Below are 18187 nucleotides of genomic sequence, written 5' to 3' on the forward strand. Positions count from 1 at the left end.
TATGTACCGACTGCCCACGTTCCCCCGCACCCGGCTGTGCACTGTGCCGAAGCGCCCCCGGTGCAATGTCCTGAAGGCGTCCTTGAGGACGTTCACCGTCTCTTAGGGAGCCTTCAGGACATGGGCGCTTTCCCGGTACCGCAGCGCCGAGAGCGCCAGCGTGACCTGCGACCAGCTCGCGGTGTCGGTGAGGTCGACCCCGGTCAGCGCCCGGATGCGGTTCAGGCGGTTCAGCACGGTGTTGCGATGGCAGTACAGCGTGCGGGCCGCCTGGACCGCGGACCCGGCCGAGCGCACCCACGCCGTCGCGGTGTCCAGCAGTTCCCCGCGTTCGGCGCCCGGCAGTTCCAGCAACGGCCCGAACGTCACGTCGATCAGCCGCCGCGCGAGCCGCGGCGAGCCGAGCACCAGCGCGTCCGGCAGGCAGTCGTCCAGCGCGACGATTCCCGTGGTGCCAGGCGGGATCGTGGCCATCGCCAGTTCCGCGAGCCGCCGGCCCTCCGCCACCTCGGTGAGCGTGCCGAGCACCGGTGAAAGTCCCGTCCGCCCGGACAACGACGGCGCGAGCATCGTGGCCAGCTCCCGCGCCTCACCGCCCGCTGTCGTCATGATCCCGATCGACAGTCCCGGCCTGCGCCGCCACACTCCGTGCGAACCGGCCGCGCGCGCCGACCGCAGGGCGCCGTGCAGCGCGGCCTGACCCAGCACCTCGGTGACCACCACGACGAATCCGCCGTCCGGGGGCAGCCCGAGCAGCCGGGTCATCTCGGCGGTGGGCTCGGTGATCGTGCCGTCGAGCAAGGCGTCGAGCAGTTCCAGCGTCCGCTGGTCCGGCACCGCGTACATCTCCTGCTCCACCGCGCGGTAGGCCTCGGCCATCTCGGTGGTGAACTCGTCCACCACCCGCCACACCGTCGTCGCCGACTCCACCAGGCGGCGCAGCTCGTCCGCGTCGGCGGTGCCCGCCTGCGCGGCGAAGTCGTCCCAGATGACCTGGCCCCCGACGCGCCACGCGTGCCGCACCCATTCGAACGGGCACCGCTGTCCCGCCCGCCGCGCCCCGGTCGCCCGCGCCGTCTCCAGCAACACCGACGCGGCCGGGCCGGAACCACCGACGGCACGGAGCATGCTGCTGATGTTGGCGTCACACGACCGCCACAGGTCGTCCTTGCGCACCGGGCCGCGGGGCGCGTAGACGTCCTCCCACACCAGGTCCACCAGGGTGTCGGCGAGCGACGGCGCTCTGCCCAGCGAGGACCGGCTCAACGACCTCAGCAACGTCGCCGACGGCTCATGCGCTCCATTGCTCATCAGGCATCCACCTTTGGCACTACCCCCGCAGGTGCGGGGCAGTGTAACCCCACCGCTACGACGATGCCGGGAAAGCCGGAATTGACCGCCCTCACCCCACGGCAGGCGCGGCGTGCGCTCTTGGTGATCACGCTGTGACTCCGCAGTCACGACGCCGGCGTGGACATCGGCTGCACTGGCCCCGGTGATCATCCGATCGCCGTAGCCGACGAGTTCCGGAGGACCAGCCGTGCCGTTACCGCTTCCCGACGCCCTTGCCGCGCAGGCCAGTACCGCGGAGTCCAAGTTCCTCGAACTCCGGCGTCCCGGCCGCTACCTGGTGAGCTCGGCGCTGGCCGGCGCCTACATCGGGATCGCGGTGGTCCTGCTGCTCGCGGTCACCGGTCCGCTCAACGCGGCCGCTTCGCCGTGGACCAAGCTGATCGGTGGCCTGGTGTTCGGGATCGCGCTGACCGCGGTGCTGTTCGCCGGCGCGGAACTGTCCACCGGCAACATGATGACGATGATCCAGGGCGCGATCGCCCGCCGCGGCGGTATCGGCGCCGCGATCGCCGTCATCCTCGGTTCCTTCGTGGGCAACTTCGCCGGTTCGGTGGTGTTCGCGTGGCTGGTGCACGAGAGCGGTGTGCTCCAGGCGGGCGGCACCCCGGGACACGCCGCTCCGGCCGCCGCGCTGCTGGCCACGACGTTGAAGACCAAGATCGCCGAGACGAGCGGGATGCTCTTCTTCCGCGGTGTCCTGTGCAACTTCCTGGTCTGCCTCGCGGTGTGGATGGCGGCGAGGACCAAGTCCGACGGCGCCAAGCTGGCACTGATCTTCTGGTGCCTGCTCGCCTTCATCGGCTCCGGGTTCGAGCACGTGGTGGCGAACATGACCTTCTTCTCGCTCGGCCTGTTCGGTGACGTCCCCGGCGTCACCTTCGGCGCGTTCGAGCACAACCTGCTTTGGGTCGGGCTCGGCAACCTCGCCGGCGGAGGACTGCTCGTCGGTGCCGCCTATGGCTTTCTCGGCCGCGCGCCCGCCAAGGCACCCGCGTCCCGCGAACCGAGCGAGCGGCGGGAACCCGAACCCGAACCCGTCTCGTAACGAACTCGCCCGCGGTACGGCGACGGCGGCCTGCCCCTAGGCTGTCGGAGGCGCGTTACAGCGCCGAGATGTTCCGCCGAAACCAAGTGACACGCCGTGGCGTGGACGAGAGGACAGCCCATGGGCATCATCAGCTGGATCGTGCTGGGCCTTGTCGCCGGCCTCATCGCGAAGGCCCTCATGCCGGGCAAGGACCCCGGCGGCTGCATCATCACGATCCTGCTCGGCATCGCCGGCGCCTTCGTGGGCGGCTGGGTCGGCAAGACGCTGTTCCACGTCCAGCTCGGGACGTTCTTCGACCTGCGGACCTGGGGCCTGGCCATCCTGGGCGCGCTGATCATCCTCGTCGGCTACCGGCTGATCACCGGAGGACGCCGTCGCGACTGACGCAGCGCTCACCTGCGAAAACCGGTTGCCCCGGGCGATGACCCGGGATTAGACACGAGGCTGTGCGACTCGACGAACTCCCCGCCGTCCCGGGTGCCGGCATCGCTCCGCTCCTGCCCGGCGAGTGCCCCGAACTGCTGGTGCTGCAACGCTGTTGCTGGGTGCAGGAGGCCATCGCGAACGACACCCTCGACATCCCGGCGCTGCACGAAACCCTCGACGACGTCCGCGACTGGACCAAGAAATGGTCGACCTGGCGCGTGCGGCAGGGCCATCGGATGATCGCCGCGGCACGCGCCCGGCTCGACGGCCGCACGTGGGAACTCGGCAGGCTCATGGTGGCGCCGGATCTGGCCGGGCGCGGTCTCGGCCGCTGGCTGTTGTCCTACGTCGAGAACCAGGCGCCCGCCACCGCACGGCGGTTCACCCTCTTCACCGGTCATCGCAGTACCCGCAACCTCGAGCTCTACCAGCGCGCCGGTTACCGGCTGACCGAACCGGACCACCCCGCGCCCGGCCACATCGCGGGCGCGGTGTTCCTCAGCAAGCCTCGCACTTGATTTTCCGATAGCGCATTCGTCCACTGTGCACTAAGGACCGCGGTCCGGATGCGACGGGCACCGAGGGACGCCCCGGGTGCTTCCACCGCCCCCAGGGAAGCCCTTGTCGCACTCCCGCAGGTCACGAGGACACCGCGGCGGGTCCGTGAAGGCCTCCTTCACAGCGCTGGGGGCAGGCAAGGAGTCCTTCACGGACCGAAGCCGCCCGCCCCGGACACTGAATGGAAATGCGCAAAGCCGAATTGTCCGCCACCAACCGTGGCCGGGTAATCACTTATCCGGCCCTTTTCCGAAATTCCTTCGCGTCTCCCGCCGTCCAGCTGATTCACATTTCCTTAGGACATTTGAAGTCCATTGTGGACAATGAGCTCCCCCGCACGGGGGACGCGTTTCACGATCTCGACTTCTGCGATCAAAACGTTACCCCGGTTGGCCCAAATAGGTCGTATCTTTCGGACTAGTGCTTGCGTTGGGTAAGACGAAGAGGAGGACGAGAGCCCGCACTCGTCCGGCGGCCGGTGTGACCGTTGTGTGGTGTAGGAGCGGGAGCGACGGGTCAGCCAGGGAGGCCGCCCCCGTCGGTGTACCTCGCCGGTACCGCCAGTCGCTCATGAACGGCTGCGGACCCCGGTGATGACACGGCACAAGCGCTGAGCGCTCACATAATCCGGCAAAGAGTCAGCGGTTCCGCACGGCCGGCTTCCCGTGGACGAGAACCGCCGGCCACCCCATTTCGTGGTTGCGTCGGGCGGTCGCGCGGTCAATTCCGCACACGGTCGTCGTCTCCCCCTTTCGGGTTACCACGCACCCGCCGACGGCGTTTCGGAGGATTCGAATGATGACGTCCGCGATCTCGGATTTGTCTCCCGGGGACCACCGGCCGGTCCGCGGCCGCCGGTATCTGTTCCTCCCGCCCGCCGGGGGAACGCTCTGCACACTGCGGGGGATCGGGCGCTCCGTGCGCGGAGCCGATGTCCGGGGCGTGGAGTACCCGGGCCGGGGCGGCCGGCTCCTCACCCCGCTGCCCGGCACAGTGGAAGAGCTGGCGGAGCAGATCGCGCGGGAGATCCTCGGCGAGTTCGGACCGTGCTCGGTGCCGCGGACCGTGCTGGCCGGGTTCAGCATGGGCGCCTTCGTCGCGTTCGAGGTGGCTCAGCGCATCCACGCGTGGCACGGCGCGGCGCCCGCCGCGGTCGTCGTCGTGGGAGCGTGCGCACCGCAGCGACGAGTACCGGGCGGATTCGCGCGGACCGACGCGGCCGCGCTCGGCCGGCTGCTCGACCGCAACGGCCTGACGCCGGTGGTCGGCTACCGGGAGCACCCCGAAGCCTGGGAGTACGCCCTGGACCTGCTGCGCGGCGACCTGCGGCTGATGGGTGCGTATCGCGGGCCCGCCGAGGTCCCGCTGCCCTGCCCGGTCGCCGCGCTCTGCGGTAGCGACGATCGCGCGTTCGGCACCGTCGACGACGCGACCGGCGCCTGGCGGCGGTGGACGACCGGGCGGTTCTTCTCCGCCGTCGTGCCGGGCGGTCACCTCGGGCTGCTCGACGCCGGGCGGGAAGCGGAGTTCTGGCGCTGGATGCACCGCATCGAGGCCGCCACCGAGCAGGAGGACGACGATGCCTGAACCACGATTGTCCATTGTGGATGGTGTGAACCGGCGGCTGCCCCGGACGAGCTGGAGCGCGCTGATCGAACGTCGCGCGGCGCTGTCCCCGCAGCGCGTCGCGCTGGTCGCCGACGGTGCCGCGTGGACGTTCTCCGAACTCACCCGCTGGAGCGCCCGGCTCGCCCGGCTGCTGCGTGCGTCCGGTGCCCGGCCGGGATCGGTGGCCGCCTGCGCGATGTCGCGGTCCGCGCTCGCCGTACTGGCCCCGCTCGCGGTCGCGAAGGCCGGGGCGGTGTACCTCCCGGTCGATCCCGCGTGGCCGGGGGAACGGGTGGCCACCATTCTCGCCGAGGCCCGCCCTTCGGTGTTCCTGACCGACGTCCCGCGGCTGGGTCGTCAAGCCGACGTCGTACTGACGCCGGACGGATGGCAGGCGCAAATCTCCCCCTACGACGCGGACCCAGGCCTGGACGGCTCGTCCGACGGCCCCGCGTACGTCCTCTACACGTCCGGTTCGACGGGTCTCCCCAAAGGTGTTGTCGTGGGCCACCGGAGCCTGGTCAACCTGTACGGGGAACTCGCGGCCCGGTTCTTCCCGCCCGGCGGAAAAGCACGGCGGGTCGCGCACGGCCTGCCCCTGGCGTTCGACGCCTCGTGGGATCCCTTGCTGTGGCTGGCGGGCGGCCACGAGGTGCACCTGGTGCCCGACGAGGTCCGCGCCGATCCCGAGCGGTACGTCCGGTTCATCCGGGACCATCGGCTGTCGGTCGTCGAAGCGGTCCCCGCGCACATGGCCGCGATGCTGGACACGGGACTGCTCACCGGCGACGAACGTCCGGAGCTCCTGCTGATGGGCGGCGAGGCGATCGGCCGGGAGCTGTGGTCACGGCTGCGCGCGGCACCGGGGCTCACCGCCGTCAATCTCTACGGCCCCACGGAATGCACCGTGTTCACCACGGCCTGCCCGCTGGCCGACCGGGACACGCCCGCGATCGGCCGTCCCATCGGCAACACCGGCGTGCGCGTGGTCGACGCGGCGCTGCGACCGGTGCCGGTGGGCGAGCCCGGGGAGCTGGTGGTCACCGGAGCCTGTCTCGCGCTGGAGTACTTCGGCCGTCCCGAGCTGACGGCCGACCGGTTCGGCATCGCGCCGCATCGGGCGTACCGGACCGGTGACCTGTGCCGCTGTCTGCCGGACGGACGGCTGGAGTGGCTCGGACGGCTGGACGACCAGGTCAAGATCCGCGGGTATCGCGTCGAACCGGGCGAAGTCGAACACGCCACGTTGGCGTTGCCGGGCGTACGTCAGGCCGTGGTCCGCGCCGAGGGTGCGGGATCGACGCTGCGGCTGGTGGCCTACGTGGTGCTCGACCGCGGCACCGGCGAAGACGTGCGTACGCGGCTTCGCCATGTGCTGCCGGATCATCTGGTGCCCTCGGCCGTCATCGCACTCGACGCGCTGCCGCTCGGTCCTCACGGCAAGATCGATCGTTCCGCACTGCCGTCGATCGCCAGAACGCCGCGTCCGGTGCTGACCGCCCCCGAGGAGCTGGTCGCAGCGCCGTTCCGGGATCTCCTCGGAATCCTCGACGTGCACGCGCACAGCGACTTCTTCGCACTCGGCGGGCACAGCCTGTCCGCCGCCGCGCTCGCGGGACGGCTGCGGGCGCGGGGCGTGCCGTGTTCCCTGCGTGACGTGCTGCGCCGCCGCACGGTGGCCCGGCTCGCCGAACTCGTGCCCATCGGGGCGGAAGGAGCGAAGCGGTGACGAACGACTTCGACGTGATCGTCGTGGGCGGCGGTCCGGGCGGCTCGACCGCGGCGGGCCTCACCGCGGCGGAGGGCCACCGGGTGCTGTTGCTCGACAAGGAGACGTTTCCCCGGTACCAGATCGGCGAATCGCTGCTGCCCGCCACCGTGCACGGGATCTGCGCGATGCTCGGAGTGCGCGAGCGCGTCGAGCGGGCGGGGTTCGTCCGCAAGTTCGGCGGTCTGTTCCGGTGGGGAACCAACCCCGAGCCGTGGCTGTTCGCGTTCGCCGCGTCGCCCCGGATGGCGGGCCCGACCTGCTACGCCTATCAGGTCGAGCGTGCCCGGTTCGACACCATCCTGCTCGACAACGCCCGCCGGCTCGGCGCCGATGTGCGCGAGGGACACCGGGTGACCGGCACGGTGCGGACCGGGGATCGCGTCAGCGGCGTCCGCTACGTCGACGACAAGGGACGCGAACAGCTGGCCACCGCGCGGTTCGTGGTCGACGCGTCGGGCAACGGCAGCCGCCTGCACAACGACGTCGGCGGCAGGCGGGAGTATTCGCCGTACTTCCGCAATCTCGCGCTGTTCGGCTATTTCGCCGGTGGTCACCGGCTGCCCGAACCCCACTCGGGCAACATCCTGTGCGCGGCGTTCGACGACGGCTGGTTCTGGTACATCCCGCTGTCCGCGACCTTGACCAGCGTCGGCGCGGTGATCAAGGCCGAAGCCGCGGCCCGGGTGCAAGGAGACGCCGAGGCAGCGTTCCCGGCGCTGATCGGCGAATGCCCGCTGATCAAGGACCTTCTCCGCGACGCGAGCCGCGCCACCGATCCGCCGTATGACCGGCTCCGGGTGCGCAAGGACTACTCCTACGACCGGACCGCCCTGTGGTGCCCGGGAATGGTCCTGGTCGGCGACGCCGCCTGCTTCATCGACCCGGTGTTCTCCTCCGGCGTGCACCTGGCCACCTACAGCGCCTTGCTGGCCGCGCGGTCGATCAACAGCGCGCTGTCCGGCGAGGTCGCCGAGAGCCGGTGCTTCGCCGAGTTCGAAGCCCGCTACCGCCGGGAGTTCGCGGTGTTCCGCGAGTTCCTGATCACCTTCTACCGGGCGCGGACCGACGAGGGAACGTATTTCCGGCACGCCCGCCAGGTCACCGGGCACCGGGGCACGGATCGGGAAGCCTTCGCCGAGCTCGTCGGCGGGATGTCCTCCGGCGATTTCGCGGGTGATCTCCTCGAAGACGTGCTCGCGGAGGGGGCGCAACTGCAACTGCGCGGGATGCTGGGCGACGCCGCGGGAGACGAGCCGCCGATGTTCCCCGGCGGGCTGGTGCCGTCGCGGGACGGCCGCCGCTGGCAGGTGCCCGATGTCTGACAGCACGATCCTGCTCGCCGCGTTCGCCGTCCTGCTGGGCATGGCCCGCGTCGCCGGTGCGGCGGCGGGGAAGCTGGGCCAGCCCGTGGTCGTCGGGGAGATCGCGTGCGGGCTGGTGCTGGGCGCCGCCTTGCCAGCCAAGGGACTTCCGGCCGCCGTGACCACGACCCTCGACGCGGTCGCCCAGCTGGGCCTGACATTGTTCCTGTTCGGTGTCGGCGCCCGGCTCGCCCCGCACCTGACCCGGCAGCGCGTCACCGCTGTCGTGGTCCCGGCCGCCGGTGCCGCCGTGGTCCCGTTCGCGTTCGGCGCGGGAATCGCACTGTGGCTGGCGCCACGCCACGCACCCGCGGGCACGACCGCGTTCGTGCTGTTCACCGCGGCGGCCATGGCGGTGACGGCTTTTCCCGTGCTCGCAAGGATTCTCGGCGACCGGGGCCTGCTCGGGGATGCCAGGGGCCAGTGCGCGCTCACCGCGGCGGCGATCACGGACGCGGGTGCCTGGGCCATGCTCGCGGTCGTCGTCGCGTCGCTGCACGGCGGAACGCGGGCCTGGTCGCCGGTGCTCGCGGTGCCGATCCTGATCGTCCTTTTCGGACTCACCAGGCCGTGGTTCGGCCGCTGGGCGGAGCGTTTGTCCCGCCAGGCCACGATCGCGCTCATGGTGGCCCTCGCCTGTGCCGGGGCGGCGGCCACGGACGCGATCGGGTTGCACCCCGCGCTCGGCGCGTTCCTCGCCGGCGCGGCGGCGGGACGTTCGGTGCCCCGGCTCGATCCGGCCGGGCTGGTCGCGCCGCTCGGCTCACTGCTGGTACCGCTGTATTTCGTCCTCATCGGACAGAAGGCCGGCCTCGGCGGTCTCGATCTCCGCTTCGCCGGGGAAACCGTCGTCGTCATCGTGGTCGCCGTGCTCGGCAAGGGCGGCGGCGCCTACCTCGGGGCCCGCCTCGCCGGGCAGCCCCCGCGTTCGGCGACACTCTTCGCGACGCTGATGAACACCCGCGGGGTCACCGAACTCGTCTTCCTGAGTATCGGGCTGGGCCTCGGCGTCATCGACAGCGCGTTCTACACCGCGATGGTCGTCATGGCGCTGGTGACCACCGCGATGACCGGCCCCCTCCTGAACCGCCTCCGCCCGACTGTCGAGGTGCACTGACATGACCGGATACCCGCCCGAACCGTGGCGCGTCAAAATGGTCGAGCCCATCCGCGCGACCACCAGGGAGTATCGCGAGCAGGCGCTGCGCGCCGCCGGATGGAACCCGTGCCTGCTCCGCTCCGAGGACGTCTACGTCGACCTGTTCACCGATTCCGGCACCAACGCGATGTCGGACCGGCAGTGGTCGGCGCTCATGCGCGGCGACGAAGCCTACGCCGGGGCACGCAGCTTCTACGTGTTCGAGGAGGCGGTGCGCGCGCATTACGGCTACGAGCATGTCATCCCCGTGCATCAGGGGCGCGGCGGGGAGAACATCCTGTCCCGCTGCCTGATCCGCCCCGGCACACACATACCCGGCAACATGTACTTCCCCAGCACCCGCGCGCATCAGGAACTCAACGGCGCGACCTTCCACGACGTCATCATCGACGAGGCCCACGACCCGTCGTGCGAACATCCGTTCAAGGGCGACGTCGATCTCGGCAAGCTGCGCGCGGTCATCGCCGAGTTCGGCCCCGAGTCGATTCCATACGTGTCGATCGCCGCGACCGTGAACATGGCCGGAGGTCAGCCGATCAGCGTCGCGAACCTGGCCGAGGTCGGCGAACTGGCGCACGCCAACGGAATCCCCGTCTTCCTCGACACCGCCCGCGCGATCGAGAACGCCTGGTTCGTCCAGCAACGCGAACCCGGCTGGGCGAACGCGTCCATCGCGGAAATCCTCCTCGCGCTGTGCGCGGTCACCGACGGCGCGGTGATGTCGTCCAAAAAGGACAGTCTCGTCAACATCGGCGGCTGGATCGGCCTGCGTGACAGCGAACTGGCCGAGAAGGCACGCGGGCTCGTCCTGCTCTACGAAGGACTGCACACCTACGGCGGTATGGCGGGCCGCGACATGGAAGCCATCGCGGCGGGCATCGCCGAATCCGTCGAGGAGGACCACGTCCGGGCTCGCATCGCCCAGGTCGAGCACCTCGGCGGCCGGCTGCGCGACGCGGGCGTGCCGGTCATCCTGCCGCTGGGCGGACACTGCGTATGTGTCGACGCCACCGCCACGCTGTCGCACCTCCCGCGCACCGGTTTCACCGCCCAGACCCTCGCCGCGGCCGTGTATCTCCAGGCGGGCGTCCGCGGCGTCGAACGCGGCGCCGTCTCGGCCGGACGCGACCCCGTCACCGGCGAAAACCGGTTCCCGCCACTGGAATTCCTCCGCCTCGCCATTCCCCGGCGCGTCTACACCCGCAGCCACATCGATTACGTCGCGGACAATGTCATCGAGGTCCACCAGCGGCGCGACGACATCGTCCGCGGTCTCGCCTTCACCTACGAGCCACGCCACCTCAGATTCTTCCAAGCCCGGTTCGCGCCGGACGGCGGCGAGACCATCTTCGCCCGTTGAGCCCCGGGTTTGGATCGGCTCGTCACCGGTTATCCGGCCGTCATGGACCACAGCAGGGCACCGGTTCTCGATGCGTTGTGCAAGTACCGTGACCAGGGCATCGTCCCGTTCACGGCACCCGGCCACAAACAGGGCCGCGGCGTCGACCCGCGGGTGCTCGACGTGCTCGGCACCGAGGTGTTCGACGCCGACGTCATCGCGCTCAACGGTCTCGAAGACCGGCTGATGCGCACCGGCGTCCTCGCCGAAGCGCAACGCCTAATGGCCGACGCGGTCGGCGCCGAGCACACGTTCTTCTCCACCTGCGGCAGCTCTTTGTCGGTCAAGAGCGCGATGCTCGCCGTCGCGGGCCCCCACGAGAAACTGCTGCTGCCCCGGCATGTGCACAAGTCCGTCGTGTCCGGGCTGATCGTCAGCGGTGTCCAGCCGGTCTGGGTGAGCCCGCGCTGGGACGTCACGCAGCGGCTGACCCATCCGCCGGGGCCGGAGGAGTTCGCCGCCGCCTGGGACCGCGAGCCGGACATCAAGGGCGTCCTCATGGTCAGCCCCACCGACTACGGCACCGGCGGGGACATCCGGGGCGTGGCCGAACTCGCCCACGCCCGGGGTGTCCCGTTGGTCGTGGACGAGGCGTGGGGCGCGCATCTGCCGTTCCACGACGACCTCCCGGCCTGGGCGATGAACGCCGGCGCCGACGTGTGCATCACGAGCGTGCACAAGATGGGGGCCGCCGTCGAGCAGAGTTCGGTGTTCCACCTGCAGGGCGATCTGGTCGATCCCAACGTGCTCAAGGCCCGCGAAGACCTCCTCGGGACCACGAGCCCGAGTTCCCTGGTGTACGCGTCCTTGGACGGCTGGCGGCGGCAAATGGTCGAACACGGCACCGAACTGCTCGGGGCCGCGCTCGCACTGGTCGCCGACGTGCGGAAGAGGATCGCGGAGCACGACGGGCTCGCCGTGCTCCGCGACGAACTCCGCGGGCCTGGTCTGGCCTGCTCGGTGGATCCGCTCAAGGTGGTGGTCGACGTCGAGGGGCTCGGCATCAGCGGCTACCAGGCGGCCGACTGGCTGCGCGAGCAGCGGAACGTCACCGTCGGGCTGTCCGACCATCGCCGCGTCGTCGCGCACTTCACCCACGCCGACAACGAGGAAAGCGCCGGCATTCTGACCGGCGCGCTGGCGGATCTCGTCGAGCGGGCACCGGAATTCCCGGTACCGCCGCTGATCGAGATCCCCGAGCCGGACGAGTTCGAGCTGCACACCGCGATGCTGCCCCGCGACGCGTTCTTCGGTCCCGCGGAACAGGTTCCAGTCGACCGCGCCGCCGGCCGCGTCTGCGCGGAGATGATCACGCCGTACCCGCCGGGTGCCCCCGCGGTACTGCCCGGCGAGGTGCTCACCCGGCCGATCCTGAACTACCTCCGCAGCGGCCTCGCCGCGGGCATGGAGCTTCCCGACCCGGCCGACGCCAGCCTCGGCTCCGTCCGTGTCGTCGCCGGGAACTGAACCGACGGGCTCCGCGCGAAAGCGGATCGGCCTGCTGTATCCCACACCAGACGCGGGCGAGGACGACTTCCTGGACCTCGCCGCGCGGCTTCGTCCCGCCCTGCAAGTCGAGGTCGTCTACCTCCCCTGGCCCACTGACGTGGACGATCTCGCCACGCTGGACATCGAGCAGGTCACGGACGCCGTGCGCAGGCTGGGCTCGGCGGCGCATCTCGAACAGGTCCTGCCCGGCGCGCTCGCCGGCCGCCCGGCCGACGCGGTGGCGTTCGCGGTCAACAGCGCCAGCTTCCTGGACGGCCCTGCCGGTGTCGCACAGCAGGTGGACACCCTCCGCCGTCTCTCCGGACGACCGGCGACGACCACCACGGCAGCGTTCCAGCAGGCGATTCGGTGGTTGGCGCTGCGCAGGGTGAGCCTGGCGTCCGTGTATCACCCCGACCTGTCCGACCACTTCGTCGCGCGAATACGGGACGCCGGGGCGGACGTCGTCGGCCGTGTCGACGCCGCCGCGGGGTCCGACCGGGAACTCGCGGCGTGGCCCCCGCAGCGGATCGTGGATCTCGTCCGCCGGGCCGCGCATCCGCGAGCGGAGGCGGTGTTGCTCCCGGAAACCGCCTTGCACACCGCCCGGCTCACCCGGGAGCTCGAAGAAGCCGCGGGGTGCCCGGTCCTCACCGCGACCCAGGTGACCCTGTGGGCGGCCGCCCGGCTGCTGGACGTGCCGGCGACGTCCGCGGAAGCGGGCCCGCTCTTCACCACGTCCGTCCTTTGAGGACAGATGCTCAGCGTTGCCTGCCCCGCCGCCGTGACCGGTGGATCGAGCTGGCCACGATCATGACGGCGAACAGAGCCGCACCGGCGAGCGAGAGCCAGCCCCACCCGGTGACGGCCATCCCGGTGACGGACAACGCCACGCTGAGCGCTACGAGCAGGATGAAGACGATAGCCACGCTGGCCTCCGACCACGATCCGTCCGGCACCGACAGCGGAGGCTACCCGTTGGCGGCGAAGCGAATCCTCGGTGTTTCCGCGTGCGGCGGAACGGATACCCGGCCGGCACCGAACCTCGGGAGGACAAGCATGACGAAACTGCTCTACAAACCGGTGAGCCTGGCGGTGAGCGCACTCGGCGGGGTGCTCGCGGGCCTGATCTCGAAACAGATCTGGAAGCGCGCCACCGGCCGCGAGGACACGCCCACCGCCACCGATCGCGCGTACTCGTGGCGTCAGGTGGTCCTCGCGGCCGCCGTGCAGGGCGCGATCTTCGGCGCGGTCAAGGCCGCGGTCGACCGGGCCGGGGCCAGCGGCTACCGCAAGGCCACCGGCGACTGGCCCGGCGAGGAGTGAGCGGCCGGGCCGGTCACTCCTCGGCCGGCCCCGGCTTCATCATCTTGCCCACCGCGAGTGCTCAGTGGACAGTGGACCTAGTGCAGCGACCCGGTGCTCCCGGCGTCGATCAGTTCGCGCAGGTCGCCCGGCAGGGTGTCCCGCACCTTGCCCAGCGCGCCCTGTGTCGCCTCGCCGACGACCTCCAGGACCACGCGGGACCGGTACACCGCGTCCGGCACGACCATATGCCCGCGCTGGGCCACGCGCTCGGCGAATTCGTCGAGGCCGAAACGTTCTCCGGTGCCGGCGCCGCCCATGGTCATCGTGCGCCGCAGGTTCTCCGCGATCTCGATCGGCAGCTGGGCGGCGAGGTGTTCGGCGGTCGTCTCCGGGACGCGCTCGCCGAGCGTCTCCAGTGTCGCGCGCGTCGCCCGCTCCGCGTCACCCCTGCTGGGCAGGTGCGCCCGGTCCTGGACGCGCCCGATGAACTCGTCGTGCCGCATGATCTCCCTCCGTTCTTCATCCTCTTCGTTCCACTGTGGACGGTCTATCGCGAAGGCCCGGCTACGGATGCGTCACGTCGCCGAGGCCGGGCGCGCCCCGCTCGGCCAGCAGCTTTTCGGCTTCCGTGGCGTTCGTGGCGTCGACCTGGACGTCGAAGGACGTCGCCCGGACACTCGGCGTCGGGCTGAAGTCCCGGCGCCCGCCCGTCAGCGCGTGCCCGACCGCGCCGACCACCGCACCGATGACCAAGCCGAACAACGCGCCGTACAACGCCAGCACGATTCCGGCGAGCAGAAAGGTGACCCAGCCGAACAGGCCGAAGAACCAGCCTGCCAGCGCGCCGACGATCACCCCCGACAACGCGCCCCGGACCGTCGCGCCGAAGACGGTCAGCCTGCCGGAGACCTCCTCCACCATTTCGAGCCCGTGCCCCACGATCGCCGTGTGCTCGACCGGGAACCGGTGATCCGACAGGTAGTCGACGGCCCGCTCGGCCCGGTCGTAGGTGGAGTACCGGGCGACCACCCGGCGAGGTTGCGGCAAAGCGGTCTCGGTCATCACGATTCTCCTCACTTCCGGTTCAGCCGGTCAGTTCCCGCAACGCCTTCTCGGCGGAACCGGCGTGCGCGGCGATGTCGTGCCAAGGGTCCTTCTTGCGGGCGAGCCGCTGGCGTGCCTTCTCGGGCGTCCAGCCGTCCGGGTGGGCCTTCCCGAGTTCATGCCAGTCCAGCGGGATGGCGACCGGTGCTCCGGCCCTGGCACGCAAGGAATACGGGGTGATGAACGTCTGCGCGTACCCGTTCCGGTTGGCGTCGAGGAAGATCCGGTGGCCGCGCTTGTCCTTGCGCTGCGCGGTGGTCAGGTGCCCGGCGTCGTCGGCCGCGACACTGTCGGCGATCTCCCGCGACAGCTTCAGCACGACGTCGGTCTCGGCCGTGGCGTCCAGGGGCGCGACGATGTGGAAGCCCCGGCCCCCGGTCGCCTGTACGAACGCCGTGAGCCCGATCTCTTCGTAGCGGTCGCGGATCCTGCGCGCGACGTCCCGGAGTTCGCCCACGGTGACACCGTCCGGCGGGTCGATGTCGAGCACCAGACGGTCCGGCCGATCCGGTGCGTCCACTGTAGACAACCAGACGTGGAACTCCAGCGTTCCCTGATCCGCCAGGTACAGCAGCGTCGTCGCGTCTTCGCACACCACATAGGGGTCGGTGCCCCCGCCGCGCCGGGGCACCCGCGCCACCCGGACCCAGTCCGGGAAATGCTCGCCGGGGTGCTTCTGGAACCAGCCCTCGCCCTCGATCCCGTCGGGGTAACGGCGCAGGGTCAGCGGACGGCCGCGCAGATGCGGCACCATGACGTCGGCCACCGCGCGGTAGTACCCGGCCACGTCCCCCTTGGTGAGCCCTTCGCCGGGATAGAAGGTCTTGTCCGCGTGGGACACGTCGATGTGGTCCGGCTTCATGGGTACTCCCGTACTACGTCGGCGGCTTTCTTGTCTTCACGGAGCCCGGTGAACCGTGGATGCCGCAGGCGGCCGTCCCGGGTCCACTCGGAGAACTCGATCTGCGCGACCAGGTCCGGGCGCACCCAGTGCGCTCCCGGTTCCCGCACCCTGCCGTCGAACGGCGGTGCCGGTGTCTCGCGTTCCCGCAGCCGCGCGTGCAGTGCGCCGAGCAACCGTTCGTCGAAGCCGGTGCCGACCTTGCCCGCGTACCGCAGCACGCCGTCGTCGTGATAGCCGAGCAGCAGGGCACCGAATCCGTGCCGGGCGCCCTGGGGATCGGTGAATCCGCCGATCACGAATTCCTGGCCGTGCGCGCACTTGAACTTCAGCCAGTCGGAGGACCGGCCGGAGCGGTATGGCGCGTCGGCGCGTTTCGCGATCAATCCCTCCCAGCCGCGATCGCAGGCCTCCGCGAAGTACTTCTCCCCCTCGGTGTTCCGGTGCGCCGACAGCCGCAGAGGGTCCGCGAAGTCGAACGCGTCCCGCAGCAGGGCTTTACGCTCACGAAGTGGCAACGAGGTCGTGTCTCGATGGTCGAAGTAGAGCAAATCGAACAGGTAGTAGAAGACCTCGACCCCCGTGGCGCGGGCCCGCTCCGGGTCGGTCAGGTGGATACGGGGTTGCAACGCGGCGAAGCTGGTGTTGTCGCCGTCGAAGGCGACGATCTCCCCGTCCAGCTTGCGCTCGAACAGCCAGCCCTCGCCGGAGAACCGGCGGCCGGTGAGCGTGGCCAGTGTCGGCTCACGCCAGCCGGGGCCGCTCACGCGAGGTCCTCGTTGGTCCGGCCGGTGAGCACCGACTCCGGCTGGGTCTTCGCCGGTTTGCGACGCCGGTCCGCGCCCTCGTCGTCCTTCTTGATCAGCAGCCATTGCTCCTGACCGTCCCCGCGCCGGCGCACCAGCGTGAACGCGCCACCGAGCTTCTCCCCGTGCAACCGGGCCTTGAGTTGCCCGGCTGCCAAGGCTTTCCCGGCCGGTTCCGCGGTGAGCACGTCGAACGGGCCGGTGTCCCAGACGATCACCGTTCCGCCGCCGTACTGTCCTTCCGGGGTGCGGGCGGCGTCGCGTTTCGCCCGGTATACGGCCAGCCGGTCCTTCGCGGACATCCGCGCACCACCTTTCCCGCGAGGTCCTTTCCCCGGCAGGATTCCCGGCTCACCGGAGGTGAAACACGCAGCGGGGCCCGTCCCGAGCGAGTCCGATGTGGACGGACAGGCTCGGGTCGGCCGTCACCGCACGGCACCACCGCCGGGCCGGACCAGCACGGCCCACACGACCTTGCCGCCCGACCAGGTCCGGCTGCAGCCCCACACCTTCGCCGTCCTGGCGACCATGTGCAGGCCCAGCCCCGATCCGGCGGAGGCCTGCCGCTCCGCCGGGCGCGGGTCGTCGTCGGTCACGGCCACGGTGAGGACTCCCTGGCGTAGCTCCAAGCGCAGCAACGGCACCGAAGCGGTGTGCCGGATGACGTTTTCCACCAGTTCGGTGGCGATCAGCCGAGCCTCGTCGAGGAGTTCCGGTACCTTCCATTCCTCGCAGACCGCTTCGGCGAGCCGCCGGGCGGCAGCGGCCGCGTGCTCGGAACGGACCAGTGTCTGCTTGGCCCGGCACAGCACGGGATGGTCGAAGGACCGTACGGCCGACGCGAAGTCGGAATGCAACGGCACGAACTGGCCGAGCGGTCTGCCGACGAACATCGCCTGATGCTCGGGCCGCGCCGAGACCACCGCGAAGGGGAGGCCGGGCCAGTCGCCGATACGCCGGGCGACCACGGCGAACACCGTCGCCAGGGACGCGTCCACGATATGTGTTCCGCCGATGTCGGCCACCAAACCCTCGGATGGTTCCGCGGCGCTCTTGAGGAGACCGTCCCGCACCTCCGGATAACTCGACAGCTGCAGGACGCCCGTGATGGTGACCAGCGTCGCCTCGTCCCGCCTGCTCAGGACCAGGTGGACACCGTCGGCTTCGTGTGCCACTGCCCCTCCCGGGGACCGAGCCATCTTCGTCTTTCAGCCGGGGGTAACCAGGCGCGGCCGCCGTCAAACCCGGCCGGCTAGGCGGCGGCCGTGATGGCGTGGTCCCGATCCGGGTAGAGGTGCAGGAACTCCTGGGCTCCGGTCAGCTCGAAGGCCCGGTCCACCGGGCGGCGCAGCGGCCCGAAGGCGTGCAGGACGGCGCCCCGCTCGGCGGCCCGCCGTTGCGCGCGGACCAGACTGAAGATCCCCACGCTGCTCAGGAAGGTCAGCCCGGTCAGATCCACCAGCACGAGCCGGGCCACGGCGGTTCCAGGGCCTCGCTCACCGCTTCGGACACCGGGACGACCCCGGCCAGATCCAGTTCCCCGCCAAGGTCAGCTGGGCGATGGCGACTTCGCCGCGGTCGACCGCGATCGAGAACGGCACGGATTCTTCGAACAGCCTCGTCATCGCAGTCCCTCCCGCGCGCGGAAACGCCCCGACGCGCCGGCACGGTTCGTTTTCGTGCTGGCACAGTCGGCTGCTGTCTGAACCGGCTGTCTCCACCATAAGAGCCCCGTACCAGCCCCACAACCCATCACGCAAAGAGATCACCACATTGTCCCGCATCATGTCGAGCAGTAGCCGGTGGAGTATGTCGCGGAAGCGACGGTGAGGGCGCACCAACTCGGCCAACGAAGGGTAGGCACGCCCGGCGGGGGCCCCACCCGACCAAAGGACGT

General features: G+C 70.5%; 21 protein-coding genes. 11 read left to right on the forward strand and 10 right to left on the reverse strand.

All coding sequences use genetic code 11. The features are described from left to right. Positions 1–102 precede the first annotated feature (102 nt). Positions 103–1311, reverse strand: a complete 1209-nt coding sequence (locus tag ACFWX1_RS16265) for a PucR family transcriptional regulator (RefSeq protein ID WP_378387968.1) — start codon at positions 1309–1311, stop codon at positions 103–105. A gap of 229 nt (positions 1312–1540) precedes the next feature. On the opposite strand from ACFWX1_RS16265, the gene ACFWX1_RS16270 reads away from it, so the two are divergent. From ACFWX1_RS16270 to ACFWX1_RS16315, 10 genes are all read left to right on the forward strand, one after another. After that, the gene (locus ACFWX1_RS16270) at positions 1541–2398 is read left to right on the forward strand and encodes a formate/nitrite transporter family protein (RefSeq protein WP_378387970.1); all 858 of its coding nucleotides are present in this window, start codon (positions 1541–1543) and stop codon (positions 2396–2398) included. Between the two features lie 120 nt (positions 2399–2518). Further along, positions 2519–2785, forward strand: coding sequence for a GlsB/YeaQ/YmgE family stress response membrane protein (locus tag ACFWX1_RS16275; RefSeq protein WP_378387972.1), 267 nt, complete (start codon positions 2519–2521; stop codon positions 2783–2785). Between the two features lie 62 nt (positions 2786–2847). Continuing rightward, positions 2848–3345 (forward strand): GNAT family N-acetyltransferase, encoded by a 498-nt coding sequence (locus tag ACFWX1_RS16280; protein ID WP_378387974.1) that lies wholly within the window; start codon positions 2848–2850, stop codon positions 3343–3345. A gap of 835 nt (positions 3346–4180) precedes the next feature. Beyond that, entirely contained in the window at positions 4181–4972 is a 792-nt protein-coding gene (locus ACFWX1_RS16285) for a thioesterase II family protein (RefSeq protein ID WP_378387976.1), read from the forward strand. Then, a complete protein-coding gene (locus ACFWX1_RS16290) occupies positions 4965–6722 on the forward strand; it encodes an amino acid adenylation domain-containing protein (protein ID WP_378387978.1) in 1758 nt (585 codons plus the stop codon). The genes ACFWX1_RS16285 and ACFWX1_RS16290 overlap by 8 nt, the downstream gene beginning before the upstream one ends. Further along, positions 6719–8086 carry a tryptophan 7-halogenase gene (locus ACFWX1_RS16295; protein WP_378387980.1) on the forward strand — a complete coding sequence of 456 codons (1368 nt, stop codon included), beginning with the start codon at positions 6719–6721 and terminating at the stop codon, positions 8084–8086. Before ACFWX1_RS16290 ends, ACFWX1_RS16295 begins: the two co-directional genes overlap by 4 nt. Next, positions 8079–9242, forward strand: coding sequence for a cation:proton antiporter (locus ACFWX1_RS16300; RefSeq protein ID WP_378387982.1), 1164 nt, complete (start codon positions 8079–8081; stop codon positions 9240–9242). The genes ACFWX1_RS16295 and ACFWX1_RS16300 overlap by 8 nt, the downstream gene beginning before the upstream one ends. A 1-nt stretch (position 9243) precedes the next feature. After that, complete coding sequence (locus tag ACFWX1_RS16305) at positions 9244–10644, forward strand: tryptophanase (protein ID WP_378387984.1); 1401 nt, start codon at positions 9244–9246, stop codon at positions 10642–10644. A gap of 42 nt (positions 10645–10686) precedes the next feature. Then, positions 10687–12150 (forward strand): aminotransferase class I/II-fold pyridoxal phosphate-dependent enzyme, encoded by a 1464-nt coding sequence (locus ACFWX1_RS16310; RefSeq protein ID WP_378388094.1) that lies wholly within the window; start codon positions 10687–10689, stop codon positions 12148–12150. Further along, the gene (locus tag ACFWX1_RS16315; RefSeq protein ID WP_378387986.1) at positions 12131–12922 is read left to right on the forward strand and encodes a decarboxylase; all 792 of its coding nucleotides are present in this window, start codon (positions 12131–12133) and stop codon (positions 12920–12922) included. The genes ACFWX1_RS16310 and ACFWX1_RS16315 overlap by 20 nt, the downstream gene beginning before the upstream one ends. A 10-nt stretch (positions 12923–12932) precedes the next feature. On the opposite strand, the gene ACFWX1_RS16320 is transcribed toward ACFWX1_RS16315, so the two are convergent. Next, positions 12933–13100 carry a hypothetical protein gene (locus ACFWX1_RS16320; RefSeq protein WP_378387988.1) on the reverse strand — a complete coding sequence of 56 codons (168 nt, stop codon included), beginning with the start codon at positions 13098–13100 and terminating at the stop codon, positions 12933–12935. 130 nt (positions 13101–13230) lie between these two features. Here ACFWX1_RS16320 and ACFWX1_RS16325 point away from each other — a divergent pair, with 130 nt between their 5' ends. Then, positions 13231–13497, forward strand: a complete 267-nt coding sequence (locus ACFWX1_RS16325) for a DUF4235 domain-containing protein (protein WP_378387990.1) — start codon at positions 13231–13233, stop codon at positions 13495–13497. A 77-nt stretch (positions 13498–13574) separates the two neighbouring features. Here ACFWX1_RS16325 and ACFWX1_RS16330 read toward each other — a convergent pair whose 3' ends face one another. The 8 genes from ACFWX1_RS16330 to ACFWX1_RS16365 form a co-directional block, all read right to left on the reverse strand. Further along, positions 13575–13982 carry a DUF2267 domain-containing protein gene (locus ACFWX1_RS16330; RefSeq protein ID WP_378387992.1) on the reverse strand — a complete coding sequence of 136 codons (408 nt, stop codon included), beginning with the start codon at positions 13980–13982 and terminating at the stop codon, positions 13575–13577. Positions 13983–14043: 61 nt separating this feature from the next. Beyond that, positions 14044–14541: a general stress protein gene (locus ACFWX1_RS16335; protein WP_378387994.1), complete on the reverse strand. Its 498-nt coding sequence runs from the start codon at positions 14539–14541 to the stop codon at positions 14044–14046. 22 nt (positions 14542–14563) lie between these two features. Next, complete coding sequence (gene ligD, locus ACFWX1_RS16340) at positions 14564–15430, reverse strand: non-homologous end-joining DNA ligase (protein WP_378388096.1); 867 nt, start codon at positions 15428–15430, stop codon at positions 14564–14566. An 11-nt stretch (positions 15431–15441) separates the two neighbouring features. Further along, positions 15442–16251 carry a non-homologous end-joining DNA ligase gene (gene ligD / locus ACFWX1_RS16345; RefSeq protein ID WP_378387996.1) on the reverse strand — a complete coding sequence of 270 codons (810 nt, stop codon included), beginning with the start codon at positions 16249–16251 and terminating at the stop codon, positions 15442–15444. Then, complete coding sequence (locus tag ACFWX1_RS16350) at positions 16248–16592, reverse strand: DNA polymerase ligase N-terminal domain-containing protein (protein ID WP_378387998.1); 345 nt, start codon at positions 16590–16592, stop codon at positions 16248–16250. The genes ligD (ACFWX1_RS16345) and ACFWX1_RS16350 overlap by 4 nt, the downstream gene beginning before the upstream one ends. Positions 16593–16715: 123 nt before the next feature. Next, entirely contained in the window at positions 16716–17465 is a 750-nt protein-coding gene (locus ACFWX1_RS16355) for an ATP-binding protein (RefSeq protein WP_378388000.1), read from the reverse strand. Between the two features lie 77 nt (positions 17466–17542). Then, complete coding sequence (locus tag ACFWX1_RS16360) at positions 17543–17767, reverse strand: STAS domain-containing protein (RefSeq protein ID WP_378388002.1); 225 nt, start codon at positions 17765–17767, stop codon at positions 17543–17545. A 19-nt stretch (positions 17768–17786) separates the two neighbouring features. Next, positions 17787–17915, reverse strand: coding sequence for a hypothetical protein (locus tag ACFWX1_RS16365; RefSeq protein WP_378388004.1), 129 nt, complete (start codon positions 17913–17915; stop codon positions 17787–17789). Between the last annotated feature and the right edge of the window lie 272 nt (positions 17916–18187).

It is taken from the genome of Amycolatopsis sp. NPDC059021 (genome assembly GCF_042739895.1).
Classification (GTDB): Bacteria; Actinomycetota; Actinomycetes; order Mycobacteriales; family Pseudonocardiaceae; genus Amycolatopsis.

Bases quoted from the DNA above. Each gene is read 5' to 3' on its own strand.
- ACFWX1_RS16290 (WP_378387978.1), top strand. From the start codon at position 4,965: ATGCCTGAACCACGATTGTCCATTGTGGATGGTGTGAACCGGCGGCTG.
- ACFWX1_RS16330 (WP_378387992.1), bottom strand. From the start codon at position 13,982: ATGCGGCACGACGAGTTCATCGGGCGCGTCCAGGACCGGGCGCACCTG.
- ACFWX1_RS16300 (WP_378387982.1), top strand. From the start codon at position 8,079: ATGTCTGACAGCACGATCCTGCTCGCCGCGTTCGCCGTCCTGCTGGGC.
- ACFWX1_RS16265 (WP_378387968.1), bottom strand. From the start codon at position 1,311: ATGAGCAATGGAGCGCATGAGCCGTCGGCGACGTTGCTGAGGTCGTTG.
- ACFWX1_RS16310 (WP_378388094.1), top strand. From the start codon at position 10,687: ATGGACCACAGCAGGGCACCGGTTCTCGATGCGTTGTGCAAGTACCGT.
- ACFWX1_RS16285 (WP_378387976.1), top strand. From the start codon at position 4,181: ATGATGACGTCCGCGATCTCGGATTTGTCTCCCGGGGACCACCGGCCG.
- ACFWX1_RS16350 (WP_378387998.1), bottom strand. From the start codon at position 16,592: ATGTCCGCGAAGGACCGGCTGGCCGTATACCGGGCGAAACGCGACGCC.
- ACFWX1_RS16335 (WP_378387994.1), bottom strand. From the start codon at position 14,541: ATGACCGAGACCGCTTTGCCGCAACCTCGCCGGGTGGTCGCCCGGTAC.
- ACFWX1_RS16275 (WP_378387972.1), top strand. From the start codon at position 2,519: ATGGGCATCATCAGCTGGATCGTGCTGGGCCTTGTCGCCGGCCTCATC.
- ACFWX1_RS16365 (WP_378388004.1), bottom strand. From the start codon at position 17,915: ATGACGAGGCTGTTCGAAGAATCCGTGCCGTTCTCGATCGCGGTCGAC.
- ACFWX1_RS16305 (WP_378387984.1), top strand. From the start codon at position 9,244: ATGACCGGATACCCGCCCGAACCGTGGCGCGTCAAAATGGTCGAGCCC.
- ACFWX1_RS16325 (WP_378387990.1), top strand. From the start codon at position 13,231: ATGACGAAACTGCTCTACAAACCGGTGAGCCTGGCGGTGAGCGCACTC.